Origin of the sequence: Ulvibacter litoralis (assembly GCF_900102055.1) — a bacterium.
In the GTDB taxonomy this organism is placed as follows: Bacteria; Bacteroidota; Bacteroidia; order Flavobacteriales; family Flavobacteriaceae; genus Ulvibacter; species Ulvibacter litoralis.
The window spans coordinates 122,549-137,208 of the sequence record NZ_FNBA01000005.1 but is presented as its reverse complement, the minus strand read 5'-3'; the positions used below and the strand labels follow the sequence as shown (position 1 = coordinate 137,208).

14 protein-coding genes are annotated in these 14,660 nt (G+C 35.0%); 12 read left to right on the top strand and 2 right to left on the bottom strand.

Going from position 1 to position 14,660, the window contains the following annotated elements; genetic code table 11:
* The 12 genes from BLQ00_RS14350 (at position 1) to BLQ00_RS14295 (ending at position 13,379) form a co-directional block, all read left to right on the top strand.
* Positions 1-2,256 carry an FUSC family protein gene (locus BLQ00_RS14350; RefSeq protein WP_093145006.1) on the top strand — a complete coding sequence of 752 codons (2,256 nt, stop codon included), beginning with the start codon at positions 1-3 and terminating at the stop codon, positions 2,254-2,256.
* A gap of 326 nt (positions 2,257-2,582) precedes the next feature.
* The gene (locus BLQ00_RS14345; RefSeq protein ID WP_093145005.1) at positions 2,583-3,698 is read left to right on the top strand and encodes an NAD(P) transhydrogenase subunit alpha; all 1,116 of its coding nucleotides are present in this window, start codon (positions 2,583-2,585) and stop codon (positions 3,696-3,698) included.
* 3 nt (positions 3,699-3,701) lie between these two features.
* On the top strand, positions 3,702-3,998 hold the full coding sequence (locus BLQ00_RS14340) for an NAD(P) transhydrogenase subunit alpha part 2 (protein WP_093145004.1): 297 nt from the start codon (positions 3,702-3,704) through the stop codon (positions 3,996-3,998).
* Between the two features lie 5 nt (positions 3,999-4,003).
* Positions 4,004-5,392: an NAD(P)(+) transhydrogenase (Re/Si-specific) subunit beta gene (locus BLQ00_RS14335; protein ID WP_093145003.1), complete on the top strand. Its 1,389-nt coding sequence runs from the start codon at positions 4,004-4,006 to the stop codon at positions 5,390-5,392.
* Between the two features lie 396 nt (positions 5,393-5,788).
* Positions 5,789-7,084 (top strand): Na+/H+ antiporter NhaA, encoded by a 1,296-nt coding sequence (gene nhaA / locus BLQ00_RS14330; RefSeq protein ID WP_093145002.1) that lies wholly within the window; start codon positions 5,789-5,791, stop codon positions 7,082-7,084.
* A 37-nt stretch (positions 7,085-7,121) separates the two neighbouring features.
* Positions 7,122-8,210: a mechanosensitive ion channel family protein gene (locus BLQ00_RS14325; protein WP_093145001.1), complete on the top strand. Its 1,089-nt coding sequence runs from the start codon at positions 7,122-7,124 to the stop codon at positions 8,208-8,210.
* A gap of 2 nt (positions 8,211-8,212) precedes the next feature.
* Positions 8,213-9,292: a sensor histidine kinase gene (locus BLQ00_RS14320; RefSeq protein ID WP_093145000.1), complete on the top strand. Its 1,080-nt coding sequence runs from the start codon at positions 8,213-8,215 to the stop codon at positions 9,290-9,292.
* A 3-nt stretch (positions 9,293-9,295) separates the two neighbouring features.
* Entirely contained in the window at positions 9,296-10,624 is a 1,329-nt protein-coding gene (locus BLQ00_RS14315) for a sigma-54-dependent transcriptional regulator (protein ID WP_093144999.1), read from the top strand.
* A 181-nt stretch (positions 10,625-10,805) separates the two neighbouring features.
* Positions 10,806-10,988, top strand: coding sequence for a hypothetical protein (locus BLQ00_RS14310; RefSeq protein ID WP_093144998.1), 183 nt, complete (start codon positions 10,806-10,808; stop codon positions 10,986-10,988).
* 208 nt (positions 10,989-11,196) lie between these two features.
* Positions 11,197-12,501, top strand: coding sequence for a Glu/Leu/Phe/Val family dehydrogenase (locus tag BLQ00_RS14305; protein ID WP_093144997.1), 1,305 nt, complete (start codon positions 11,197-11,199; stop codon positions 12,499-12,501).
* Between the two features lie 28 nt (positions 12,502-12,529).
* The gene (locus BLQ00_RS14300) at positions 12,530-12,949 is read left to right on the top strand and encodes a GreA/GreB family elongation factor (RefSeq protein WP_093144996.1); all 420 of its coding nucleotides are present in this window, start codon (positions 12,530-12,532) and stop codon (positions 12,947-12,949) included.
* Positions 12,950-12,959: 10 nt separating this feature from the next.
* The gene (locus BLQ00_RS14295) at positions 12,960-13,379 is read left to right on the top strand and encodes a hypothetical protein (RefSeq protein ID WP_093145088.1); all 420 of its coding nucleotides are present in this window, start codon (positions 12,960-12,962) and stop codon (positions 13,377-13,379) included.
* Positions 13,380-13,462: 83 nt separating this feature from the next.
* Here the strand turns inward: BLQ00_RS14295 and BLQ00_RS14290 are convergent, their stop codons facing one another.
* Complete coding sequence (locus BLQ00_RS14290) at positions 13,463-13,846, bottom strand: DUF3037 domain-containing protein (protein ID WP_093144995.1); 384 nt, start codon at positions 13,844-13,846, stop codon at positions 13,463-13,465.
* Entirely contained in the window at positions 13,836-14,618 is a 783-nt protein-coding gene (locus BLQ00_RS14285; protein ID WP_093144994.1) for a HipA family kinase, read from the bottom strand. Before BLQ00_RS14285 ends, BLQ00_RS14290 begins: the two co-directional genes overlap by 11 nt.
* Positions 14,619-14,660 lie beyond the last annotated feature (42 nt).

Here is a 14,660-nt window from a genome sequence, read left to right as displayed (position 1 = left end):
TTGAAGAAACAGCTAAAAATCGTCGAATTATTTTTAAAAAGTTCGCACTTTTATAGTGGTATTAGGCTCAGTTTTGCCGTGGTTGCTCCTTTGGTTATTTTAAATTTTCTAGGCCTCTTTGAATACGCTCCATCCATTGTTATCGGTGCTTTTCTAAATGCTCCTGGAGATATTCCTGGAAGTTTAAAGAGGAAAGTCAACGCTATTCTAATTAGTATAGGCTTGACGATGCTTATTACAACGGTTATCTTATTTTTAAAACCCTTCACATTAATTCTTGTTGGTGTAATCGCCGTTATTTCTTTTTGTACCTCACTCATCTCTATTTATGGGTTTCGCGCTTCTTTAGTCTCCTTGTCAGGTTTATTATCTATGGTATTAGCGTTTGCTATTCAAAAGGAAACCGCTACAGAAATAGGTGAACATGTTGTTTTAATGGGAGTTGGCGGACTCTGGTATTTAGTGGTTTCTTATGTTTTTCTGAAATTAGCCCCCAATAAAGATGGAAATCAGCTCCTTTCTGAAACCCTTCATTTACTTGGGGAATATCTAAAACTTAGAGCTCGTTTACTTACCAAAAAATCGGATCGTGAAAATTTGATGCAACAATCCATTTCGTTGCAAACAAAAATTACTGAAAAACAGGAAACCTTACGCGAATTACTTCTTTTAGAACGGAAACGGACGGGACGTTCCCATTACGACGAAAAACAACTCTTAATCTTTATTTCTACAATAAATATTGTGGAATTAATTGAAGCCAAACATTTAGATTACAGTGAAATTGACTCCTTATTTGAAAATAGAAAAGACTATTTAAAAGCTTCAAAAAGATTAAATAAGACGATGGGAAACCATCTTATCACGCTTTCAGAATGTCTTATTCAAAAAGAAAAAATACCGAGTAAAGACTCTTTATTAGAAGCCTTACAAAAAGCGTATGAGGCTATTTCAGTTTATGTCGATGCCATTACTTTGCCTAAAGCTAGAGAGGGCGCACTTGTTTTGAGAAACCTCTACGATTACCAAGAACAATTACTTCAAGAAATAAGAGCGATTCGAAGAGTTATGGCGAATGTGAACAATGCTTCTAAAGTCTCTATAAAACGCCAAGACGGGCGTCAGTTCTTAACGCTTCAAGAATACCGCTTGAATGTAATTACTCAAAATTTCAGTTTAAATTCTACGCTTTTTAGACATGCTTTACGATTTACAGTAGCGATACTTTTTGCGCATATTTTAGGAACACTTTTGGGAATTCATAACACCTATTGGATTTTGTTGACCATCGTTGTGATTATGAGACCTAATTACGGATTGACCAAAGAGCGATCAAAAAACCGCATCATTGGAACACTCATTGGAGCTGTAATTGCCATCGGTATTGTTCTCGTTACACACAATGTTATCGTGTATTCGGTGTTGGCTATTTTATCGCTAACCATGGCGATTGCACTACTACAGCAAAACTATAAATCGGGCGCAGCTTTAATCACTATTAATATTGTATTGGTGTATTCCCTTATCAATCCTGATGCTTTTTTAGTAATTCAATACCGCGTCATTGACACCATTATAGGGGCTAGTATTGCTGTAATTGCAAATTACGCATTATGGCCAAGCTGGGAGGTTTTTAATATGAAGCAAGTACTTTTAAATAGTCTTCAGCGAAACAAGGAATATCTTATTGCTACCAAAGCGCTGTACCACGATAAAAAAAATAATGACCTTATGTATAAAGTTGCTAGAAAAGAAGCCTTTTTAGCCATTAGCAACTTAAATGCCGCCTTTCAGAGAATGACTCAGGATCCGAAGTCGAAACAACTAGAATACCCCTTAATTTATGATATGGTAACCTTAAATCAGACCATGGTTTCGGGAATTGCTTCAATAGGTACGTTTATTACCAATCATAAAACAACACCTGTTTCTAAAGAGTTCGAAGTTCTTATTTTAAATATTGAAAATAGCCTACAAGCCTCTATTTCCATTTTAAATAACTCCAAATACAATGAGATTAAACCTTCCGCTAGCATTAGTAATGCTGAAGAAAAGCTTTTAGAAGGATATCAGTTATTATCTAAACTTCGCGATCAAGATATTAACGAAGGGAATTCAGAAATCGACACTGAAACCTTACATCGCTTGCAGGAAGCGTATCTAATTAGCAATCAGCTAATATGGATGAAAACACTTTCAGAAAATCTAAAAAAAGCGACTTTTAAATACGATGCTGTTTTAAAAGAAAATCTATAAATTATTGTTTTCATTTCCTAAAGTAAAAGACACTTTAGGCTTCAATTGCCTCACCTTCATTCCTAGTCTATTTTTACATAATCCCTATTTCTCTTTTCTTCGGAAACATACGAGGTAAAATGTATCAGTCGAGACATTCTTACCCACTTCGATAGTCATAAAAATTATTAAATTTCTTCAAAAACAGCTGAAAATAAGGTGTTACAGCCACTTACCACTATCCACAAATAGAATGGCACGGGGATTGAAAATTGGCAACACTTATTCTAATCAAATTGTTTAAAACGTCAAAAAACGACTTTTAAAATCAAAAACAACAACCAAACATGAAATACATCGGGATAGTAAAAGAGCCCCATTTTGAAAAAAGAATTTGTTTTTTACCGAAGGAGGTTCGTTTAGCTATAAAAGAATTAGGGTTAGAAGTTCTTATTGAAAATGGTTTGGGAGAAACGGTAGGAGTTTCAGATACTGATTATAAAACAGCGGGAGCAACCTTAAATTCTCGCGCCTTTATCTTAGAAAACGCCGACTACATCTTATCGATTAACGACATTCAAGATGTCATTACAGAAGGAAAACCAAAAACCGTGATTGGTATTTTTAATATGCTATTCTATCCAGAAAGGATGGACAAATACCTCCGCAAAAATACTTCTGTCTTTAGTTTAGATTTATTACCACGTACGACCCTAGCCCAATCTATGGATGTATTATCTTCCATGGCCTCCTTATCGGGTTATAAGGCTGTATTGAAGGCTACTTCTTACTACAACGGTTCTTTTCCTATGTTTACAACAGCTGCGGGGACTTTAAACCCTGCTAAAGTTTTAGTATTAGGAGCGGGTGTTGCAGGACTTCAAGCAATCGCAACGGCCAAGCGATTAGGAGCCATTGTTGAAGTGTTTGATGTTCGGAAATCTTCTGCGGAAGAAGTTAGAAGTCTCGGAGCTAAATTTATAGAAGTTGAAGGCTATGAAGAAGGAGAAAATGCAGGAGGTTATGCCATAGCACAATCACAAGAATACCTCGACAAGCAAAAAAAGTTAATCCATGAGCGGATTAGCAATGCGAATATTGTGATTACAACAGCAAATATCCCCGGAAAGAAAGCACCTATACTAATTGATACGGAAGCTCTTGATACGATGTTACCAGGCTCGGTTGTAATCGATTTGGCAGCAGAACAAGGCGGAAATTGTGAAAAAACTCAAAACCAAAAAACAATTACATACAACCATATTACCATTGTTGGAGATTCTCATCTCTCGAGAGAAATGTCACAAGCAGCGTCTCAGTTGTTATCTTCCAATTACTACAGCTTTTTAAAGTACGTACTACAGTCAACCAAAGAAGAAGATATCATTATTAATGGTTGTCAAGTAATCGCTACTGGTAAAATTACACACCCACAACTAACTACTAAACTTGAACTCGCATAACCCATGGAATTTATTCAAAATAATCTTGAAATTATATACTTTGTCATATTCTGTGTCTTCATAGGAATTGAAGTCATCGCTAACGTACCCGCCATTCTTCACACTCCTTTAATGTCTGGCGCCAATGCAATTAGCGGTGTTATTATGGTAGGAGCTATTATAATGATGATTCAAATACCTCCAACCAATTACGTCTTACTTGGCTTAGGTGGAATTGCAGTGTTTCTTGGTGCATTAAATATATCAGGTGGCTTTTTTGTGACTGGCAGAATGCTAAAAATGTTCAATACCAAAAAATAAGCTAGATGAATGTATTTGTTGAAATTGGCTATTTAATAGCCACAGTATCTTTTTTAGGTGGATTGAAGTTTATGAGCTCACCAAAAAATGCCAAATTAGGAAATAGCATCGCAGCCGCAGGAATGATTATTGCCGTAGTTTGCACATTTCTGTTATTAAAATCTAATGAAATTCCGACCCCAAATGTGGTTATCATCCTTGTCGCTATTGCACTAGGAACCCTGTTAGGGAAACGCATGGCTTCCAAAGTAGAAATGACTGCAATGCCACAATTGGTTTCGCTTTTTAATGCGACCGGTGGTGGTTGCGCTTTAATTTTAGGAATTATTGAAGCCCAACAAATAAATCTGAGTACCTCTTTTATCGGAATTCAAATCTTATTGCTATTAAGCTTAACTACGGGAGCCATTGCTGCCACGGGAAGTATTGTTGCGTACAGAAAACTTGCAGGTAAAACCAAAGACAATCGTAAAGCAATTACAGTTATAGGTTCAAGAACACTTTTAGTTCTAATTTTTATCATTCCAACGCTCTACTTTTTAGGGCTACTCCCTATCAGCTTTGAAATTTTCATCTTTACCATCGCTTTTATATCATTAGCCTACGGAATTTTATTTGTCCTCCCTATTGGTGGAGCAGACATGCCTGTTGTAATTTCATTATTAAACTCAATTACTGGTGTTGCGACAGCACTTTCAGGTTTTGTGTACGGAAATAAAGCTATGATTGCTGGAGGTATTTTTGTAGGTGCTGCTGGAATTATATTGACGCTACTTATGTGTAAGGCGATGAATAGATCTCTACTGAAAGTGTTGGCAGGTAAATTTAAGAAAACAACACTCTCAACTACTTCTGAAGAGCAAAACATTAAATCGATATCTATTTCGGAAATAACCATGCAACTTTCATTTGCGAACAAAATAGCAATCGTTCCTGGATATGGTCTTGCCGTAGCTCAAGGGCAACATTTGTGTGGACAACTTCAAAAACTATTGGAATCGAGAGGGGTTCAGGTAGATTTTATCATCCATCCTGTTGCTGGAAGAATGCCAGGTCATATGAATGTACTTCTAGCCGAAGCAAATATCGATTACGATCATTTGAAGGAAATGGACGAAGGAAACGAGCTTATGAAACACTATGATATGGTATTGGTGATTGGTGCAAACGACGTCGTGAACCCTGCTGCAGAAACAAAACCAGACAGTCCTGTGTACGGAATGCCAATTATAAAAACACACGAAAGCAAAAAAGTAGTGGTAATGAAACGAGGAATGAGTACAGGATATGCAGGTGTTTCCAACGATTTATTTGGTATGGACAATTGCAATCTTTTATTTGGAGATGCTAAAGATTCACTACAGGAAATTATCAATCAACTTAAGTTAATTTAGTCCTTGTATAAAAAAGAGAATACGAAACTCTTTTTAAGCTTTACCCATCATTTTAGTCATATGAAATAACTTTTATAGCTTTCAGGAATTGTGTTAATATTCAATAATGAACCGGGTATAAATACGGATAAATTTCATTAAAAGTCAGTACATGATACAAATGTACTCTTTTACTAATATGATTTCGAGTTACTTCCCTTGGCTCATTAAGACCAATTGCCAGTACTAGTTCTAAAAAACTATGTATGGTGGTTTCATGGAAAGCGTTAGGCCCGTATAGCTTTGCTTTCTAAGACGAAACCCAGTGATTGAAAATTAAATTTCAGTTTTATAAAACATATTAGAGATCTAAAATAGAACTATTTATAAAAGATACATTTTAAACAACTAACAAATATGATACAAAAAGTGTTCCTTACCCCCTTTCAAAAATTTGTGAAAATTGAAAGTTTTAGTGGCATTTTACTATTATTAGCAACAATACTAGCACTTATTTGGGCCAATTCTCCCTTCGGAAATACATACAACTCCATTTGGCAATATGAATTAGGGATTGTTACTGAAACTTTTGAATTTAAAAAACCATTAATTCTTTGGATTAATGATGGATTAATGGCACTATTTTTCTTCCTAATAGGACTTGAGATTAAGAGAGAGTTGCTTATTGGTGAATTGAACTCGATAAAAAAAATCACCTTCCCTTTGTTTGGAGCATTGGGCGGTATGATTGTTCCCGTTCTATTTTTTTTCATATTAAATCAAAATCCTGAAACAGTTGGTGGTTGGGGAATTCCAATGGCTACCGATATTGCTTTTTCTTTGGCAATCTTAAATAGTTTAGGAAAACGAATCCCATTAAGTCTCAAGATATTTTTAACCGCTTTTGCAATCGTAGATGATATTGGAGCCGTTTTGGTTATTGCACTATTTTATAGTGGTACTATTAATTTAACCTTATTGTTTATTGCAGTTGCATTACTTGGGATACTTTACTTCTTATCGTTTAAGGGCTTTTACTCGAGATTTGTTTTATTTATCTTCGGAATAGTTATTTGGTTTTTATTTTTAAAATCTGGTATTCACCCAACAGTTGCAGGGGTTTTATTGGCATTTTCTGTTCCTATTAGACAAAAAATAGATACCTCACAGTTCTTAGCTCAATTAGAACTGGTGTACAATAACATTAAAAATGCTAGTATTTTAAACAAGCCTATTCTTTCAACAGAGCAAATTGAGCACATCGATGATTTAGAAGATTGGTCATCAAAATTTCAATCCCCTTTACAACATTTAGAACATAGTTTACATGGGTGGGTAGCCTATTTTATTATTCCTATTTTTGCACTTGCTAATGCAGGTGTACTTGTTACTAGCGGTAGTGAAATGGATACAAATTTAATGCTAACTATCATTATTTGCTTGATACTAGGAAAAGGGTTAGGGATTCCTTTTGTAATTTTCTTAGCAAAAAAGGTAAAACTCCTCGATATTCCAAAAGACATCAATACGCAACAAATTATAGGAGTTTCATTTTTAGCTGGGATTGGCTTCACAATGGCTATATTTATATCGGGATTGGCATTTTTATCAAAACCTTACTACATTGACTCTGCAAAAGTTGGTATTCTTATAGGTTCCTTCATTTCAGGGATCATTGGATATCTTATTTTAAGATTTAATAAAGTTAAATAAAGAAGTAAGTGAAACTTTTAATACTAATAAACTTTTAATGGAAGCATTTTTCAGCATAAACAAATCTGAAATAATTGGAGGAGCAATTGTTATTTTTTTGGTAGTAATCCTTCATTTTTTAACCAATATATTACACAAATTCTTATTAAAACAGGAACGCATCAAATTTCCAAATGAAAAGGCTACTCCTTTTAACATAATAAAACGAATTCTTAATACATTATGGTTGGTATTGGGGCTTATTTCACTCGCTTATATCTTACTCCCTGACGAAGAACACGGTGTATTAAAAGGGCATTTTGAATTGGTTCTATATCTTGGTTTTGTTTCCGTTTCAACCATTGTTACAGCAACGGTTGCTAGTCTGTGGTTTAAAAAAAGTATTAAAGATAAAATTGAAAACAACTACGATCCAACCAGTTTTAAGTTTCTTCGTTATGTAGCTATTTTTAGTATCTATGCTATAGGAATACTATTAACATTATTGGCTTTTCCGTCATTAAGAGGGGTCGCACAAACCGTTTTAGGCGGTGCCGGGGTACTTGCCCTTATTGTAGGTGTAGCATCTCAAGAGGCGCTTTCTAATCTAATTGGAGGTTTCTTTATCATTTCTTTCAAACCTTTCAAAATAGGAGATCTTGTAAAAGTTACAGACACAATGGTAGGTACAGTCATAGATATTACATTACGTCATACAGTAATTAGAAATTTTGAAAACAAGATGATTGTGATTCCTAATTCAATTATTAATAAAGAAAAACTGATTAATTACAATATGGGCGAACTTAAATGTTGTGAGCGCATCGAGATTGGTATATCTTACGATAGTGACATTGATTTAGCTAAAAAGATAATGCAAGAAGAATGTGAAAAGCATCCCTTAATCTTAGATAATCGTATAGAATTGGAAATACAGGAAGGAAAACCTGTTGTAAAAACGGCATTAACACAGTTAAATGATTCGTCTATGACCATACGAGCTTGGGCTTGGGCAAGTAATTTTAATGATGTTTTTCAACTTAAGGTTGATGTATTAGAAAGTATTAAAAAAAGATTTGACAAAGAAGGTATAGAGATCCCCTTCCCATACCGAACTATTGTAATGAAAAAAGAAACTAATATTTAAAAATGAGCACTACGGAAGAAGCTTTAAAAGAGCGCATTAAAGAGTTAACGTGTCTTTATGAAGTCTCGTCTATTATTGTAAATGCAGATAGTTTACCGTTAGAAGAAACCTTTCAGGCAATTACTTTAAGTCTCAAAAAAGCCTTTCAGTTTCCTGAAAAAACTGAAGTTGTTATTGAAACGTCTTTTGTTCCGTATAAGAACATCGAAAATTTAAATGCGCAATCACTTTCTTCTAATATCAGTATTTTCAATAAAATTGAAGGACAGCTAATAGCCACTTTAAACAATACTAAAGATACTTTTTTAACCGAAGAACAACACTTACTAGACAACGTAGCTCTTAAATTAGGAAACTTATTAGAGCGTTTCGAAATTCAGAAAAATGAAACCTTGCTAAAGCGGCAAATGGAACGCGCCGACAGATTGGGAATTTTAGGTGAAATTACCGCCGGTATTGCCCATGAACTCAATACGCCACTCGCGAATATTTTAGGATTTGCAGAATTATTGAAGGACGATTTTAAAGATGACAAACAGATTTCGGAAGATGTCGATAAAATAATTCGCAATGCTATTTTCTCGCGTGAAGTCGTTAAGAAACTAATGTTCTTCGCCTGCGAAATGCCACAACATATGCAGGAAGTGAATATCGTGCCTAGCATTAAAAATGCGATTAAATTACTAGATGCTTCATTCAAAAAAGCAGATGTAAAATACATCGTTAAAATTGAAGACGAAACTCTTTTATTGCGAGCCGATACCATTCAACTCACGCAAATAATCTTCAATTTAATAATGAATGCTATTTATTTCTCTCCAAAAAATGGAGTGGTGACAATAGAAACCTTTCAAACTAAAAAGCACATTGTTTTGAAAATTTCGGATGAAGGCGACGGGCTTTCAGAAGAGGCATTGGAAAAAGTATTTCAACCATTTTTCTCAACTAAACCAACGGGAGACGGCTCTGGATTAGGCCTAAGCGTTGTGCACGGTATTGTGGCTAGTCATAATGGTACTATCGTGGCAGAAAACAATACAACAAAAGGAGCTACCTTTACTGTAACACTTCCAAAATCGTAATTGATGCATTTAAAAAAAGAAAACATACTAATTGTAGATGATGACATTCATATTTTAGAACTTTTACAACGTCATTTACAATCTTGGAATTATCATACCTACAAAGCTGTTTCGGTTAAAGAAGCCGTTACTATTTTACGTGACACATCTATCGACTTATTGATTACCGATTTAAAAATGCCCGAAATTGATGGTTTTGAGCTAATAAAATTTGTTTCAGAACATTATCCAAACCTTCCTAAACTTGTTGTAACAGGCTATCCTTCGGTTCAAGATTCACTTTCTGCAATAAAATCTGGCGTAGTTGAATATCTAACCAAACCCTTTACCAAAGAAGAATTAGGAAAAGCCATAGAGAAATCATTCAACCTAAAAAAAACAGCGACTACTTCCCTACCTACTGCAACCATTCTGAAAGATAAGTCGTATGGTGACATTATAGGACATTCAGAAAAAATAAAAGATGTTATTCAGGTTATAGAACGCGTTAAAGATAACAAAGCAACCATATTTATTAAAGGGGAAAGCGGAACAGGAAAAGAACTCATTGCACGTGCAATTCACTATCAAGGTAAATTTTCAAGAGCGCCTTTTATTGCGGTAAATTGCGGTGGTATTCCTGAAAACCTACTAGAATCTGAATTGTTTGGATATACCAAAGGTGCTTTTACCGGTGCTGAAAAGAACAGAGAAGGGTTTTTCCAAGCGGCCAATGGTGGTACTATTTTTTTAGATGAAATTGGAAATGCTTCAACTGCGGTACAATCAAGATTACTACGAGTGCTTCAGGAGAAAGAAGTGGTAAAAGTGGGCTCACAAAAAGCAGAAAAAATTGACGTACGTATTATTGCTGCAACCAACAGTGATCTAAAGGATATGATTAAAAAGGAGACCTTTAGAGAAGATTTATATTACAGACTTACCGTTGTTGAAATTGACATTGCACCGCTTCGTGAACGCAAAGAAGACATTCCGTTATTGATTGAAAAATTTCTGTTTAAATACGGCGTAGAATACAAAGATCGCTTTGTTCAAATTACTCCTGAAGCTTCCGTAATTTTGCAACGTTACAATTGGCCTGGAAATATTCGAGAATTAGAAAATGTGATTCAGCGCGCCGTCATTATGTGCGATAAAATTATTGAAGTTGAACACCTACCAGATTCATTAAAATTTAATATTGATTTTCCAGATGACGAACTTGTTTCGTTAAAAGAAATGGAGAAACGGTACATTCAGAAGGTACTTGCAACGACCAATAATAACAAAACAAAAGCTGCCGAAATTCTCGGAATCGACCGGAAAACAATCCGTCAAAAGCTTTCAGAATAGTACATTTTTAATGGTACGTTTTACTCCAACTGGGTGATTTTGTACCAGTTTCTATATTCTTCTTACTCATAACGTAAATACACAACCCCCTTTATTACAGGCACTTGTGTAGTTGTAGTGCTTTTTAAATTTTAAATGGCACGCACATTGCTTTTTGGTACATAAACTATAACAATGTACTATGAAGACAAACTCATTCAATATATGCCCTACGTGCGAACATAGAGAAACTTGCATACTAACCGATCAAAAAGCTCAAGTATGGTCGTGTAGTGAGTATGAAGAAATATCGAACGTGGTAGTTACTATACCCCAAGAACCTTCAGTAAAAAAAGAAGACCAGCCAACAATGGCAATGGCATAATACAATGCATATGAAAACTAAGATTATCAACTTCGTAACAAACTTGTTTACAACTCGAAGCGTGTTAAAACCTAAATTACAATCAGTACCCGTAAAATTAGATTTTATTGAAATTTCTTTCAGAAATAAATACGAGCAAAGAAAAATAAGTAACCGTCTTTTTAAATAAAACATTCATTTTAAACATCCGTATAAACGGTATATCATTATGACTACAATCACAGCAGAAGTAAATAAAAAACAAAAAAAAGTACCTGTAAGAGGTATGATGGATAATGTGATGGAGCAATTTAATAGTGCTGCAGACCAAATTAACCTACATCCTAATATTCGTAAAATCCTAAGCATCACCAACAATGAAATTATTGTTCATTTTCCTGTAAAAATGGACAATGGAGAGGTTGAAATCTTTACTGGATATAGAGTACAACACAACAATGCATTAGGGCCTTACAAAGGTGGTCTTCGTTACCATCCAACAGTAGATATTGATGCTGCAAGAGCACTTGCTATGTGGATGACTTGGAAAACATCGCTTGCTGGTTTGCCTTACGGTGGTGGTAAAGGAGGAATTCAATTAGATCCTTCAAAATATTCGCAAGGAGAATTAGAGCGTATTACACGCCGATTCACTTTTGCATTGGCCGATAATATTGGTCCAGAGCACGATATTCCTGCTCCAGACGTAAACACCAACAGCCAAACAATGGCTTGGATTGCAGATACTTATATGAGTACGCGTCCGCCAGCAGAGCGAACTGCAAATCAACACGTAGTTACAGGGAAACCTGACGGAAGTGGTGGTTTGGAAGGTCGTGACCGAGCAACTGGATATGGTGTTTTTCTGAACATTAAATTTTGGGCAGAAAAAAACAATGAAAGTTTATTCGATAAAAAATACATCGTACAAGGCTTCGGAAACGTAGGTTACTGGGCTTCATATTTTATGGAAAAAGAAGGAGCCAAATTAGTGGCAGTACAAGATGCCTTCGGAAGTATTGAAAACCAAAACGGAATCAATGTAGAAGATCTTTTTAACTATAGTTTAAGTAACAACGGAAGTATTGTCGATTTCCCGGAAGCTTCAGCATTAAAAAGTGAAAACTTCTTCGCTACTGACTGTCAGATTTGTATTCCAGCAGCTTTAGGAAATCAAATTACTGCTAAAAATGCAGATTCAATTAAAGCGCAACTAATTGCGGAAGGTGCCAATGGACCAACCAACGTAGAAGGAGAAAAAATCCTACTAGATCGCGGTGTTTCAATTATACCAGATATTTTATGTAATTCTGGTGGTGTTGTAGGTAGTTATTTTGAATGGTTACAAAACAGAAACGGGGAGCTTTGGCTACTTGATGAAGTGATGGCAAAACTTGACAAAAAGATGAGAGAATCCTTCAATAAAGTATATGAATATTCTGAAAGAGAAGGAATGGATTTACGAACAGCGGCTTATTGTATAGCCATAAAACGTATAGAGAAAGCTTATATTCAAAGAGGTATTTTCCCTTAATTAAATAAAATTATTAAAACGAAAAATCATGAAGTACGGAAATTTAATATTAGAGAAGAAAGAATATGTTTTTCTGAAGCGAATACTCAATATATCAGGTTATGCTGAAAATTTTGAAATTCAAAAATCGCTGCAAAGATTAAGTGAAGAAATTAAAACTGCCCAAGTCTTAGATGAAGCAGATATGCCGAAGGATGTGATTCGATTTAATAGTAAAATAATGGTGTATTCTGAAACCGGATGGGAAAAAACGATACAACTCGTGATCCCATCCGAAAAGGATACAAAAAACGATAAAATATCGGTGCTCACTCCTATGGGAACTGCACTTTTCGGTTATTCTGAAGGAGATACTGTTGTTTGGGATTTCCCAACAGGCGAACAAAAAATAAAAATTGTAGCTGTAACACAAAGCAGTAATGCCAAAAAAATTGATATGTCTATTTAATAGGAAGCAAATGAAAACGTCACAAACAGATATTTACAATCACGATACGGATATAGATGTCACGCATAAAATAAACACGATTGAACTAGACAATTGGATGAACCATTTACGGTACATTAAAAAGGAATTAAAAAACCTTATTGGCCTGTATGGAGATGATTTAAGTGCAAAGATTGATTCTGAAGATGTTCTAATGAAGCTTCAGAAAAAGGATACCGAAAATGACAACTTATTACATGCACTTCAAAAATACATGAGTTCGAGAAGAGATATTATTGAATGTGAAGACACTCAATGCGACATGGCATATATTACTGAACACGAAAGTTATCGAAGAAGTTATTTGTATCATTTGGATAAATACCGAAGGATAAAAGATGAATTTTTCAGTAAAATCCAAGGAAGCTTTAAAATACGATCTATTTCGTAAGTATGATTACAATCTATTTTTGTTAAGATTTAAAAAGCCCAAGGAAAGACCTTGGGCTTTTTTTATGGTTATATATTGCTGTTTTACAAAACATAGGTATTAAAAATTTCTTCCAATTCTTTTGCAGGATCTGTACACAATCCTGGATGGGTTTTAGAACTTTGTATTATTGTACTTCTAGATGCTGCCAACCATCGAAAACGGTCTGATAGTTCCAGTCTTCCAATCGCGCCTCCTAAAGGCATTCCAGCACAAATTGACTCCCACGCTTTTAAATTATCGTTCAATATGTTACAATCTAAGTCTTTTGAAAAAGCAGCTAACTTGGTTTGATCTATTTTATATTTAATGCCCAGAAATTTCTTTCGTTTTGAAAAAAGAAGCACGCCCACATTAAAAAACTCTTCCCGTTCTACTTTCGGAACCACTCTAATAATCGCATATTCAAATGTAACTCTATCGTGCATCCTCAGCTTCTTTAACAAGTGAATCAATCATCGCCAGCTTCGCTTCTAAATACTCCATATACGCCGCTCTAATTTCGTTTGGAGACATCGTATCTGACTCGTTCAACAACCAATCATTAGGAATTAATGCTACAATCTCAGTTAGCTTCTCTTTTGTTAATAGTGCTTTTATTTGTGCAGAAGCTTCTGGTAAATGAGTTGCTTGTGCAAGCAGTACATGGTCTTTTATCAAAGGAAAAGTACGTGTTAAATGATTTCTCCACGTTTCCCAATTGTGATGAAAATAAAAACTCGCTCCATTATCGATAATCCACAGTTCGTTATTCCATTGTAATAAATTCGTATTTTTTGCGGTACGATCAATATTACTCAATAAGCTATCTAACAACACAACTTTTGAAGCCAACAATCCATCGATTGTAGTAACCAAAGGGTCGAATGTAATTGCGCTCGTTAAAAAGTGTAACCCTAGGTTGAGTCCAACGCTAAACTTCAACAAGTCCTGAATCTCTTCATCGGGTTCGGTCTTACTAAACGAATCGTCTAGATTCATAAATACCAATTCAGGAACTTTTAAACCAATAGCTCGTGCAATTTCACCTCCTAAAAGTTCAGCAATAAGTGCTTTTTTCCCTTGTCCGGCGCCTCTAAATTTCAGCACATATACGTATCCATCATCCGCTTTTACAATAGCTGGAAGCGATCCCCCTTCGCGCAGAGGTTTTATATACTGAACAACCTCAACGGTTCTAATATTATGCGTTGTTTTCATATTTCGAAGGTACTAAAAAGTTACTTTTAAATTTTCTTTATT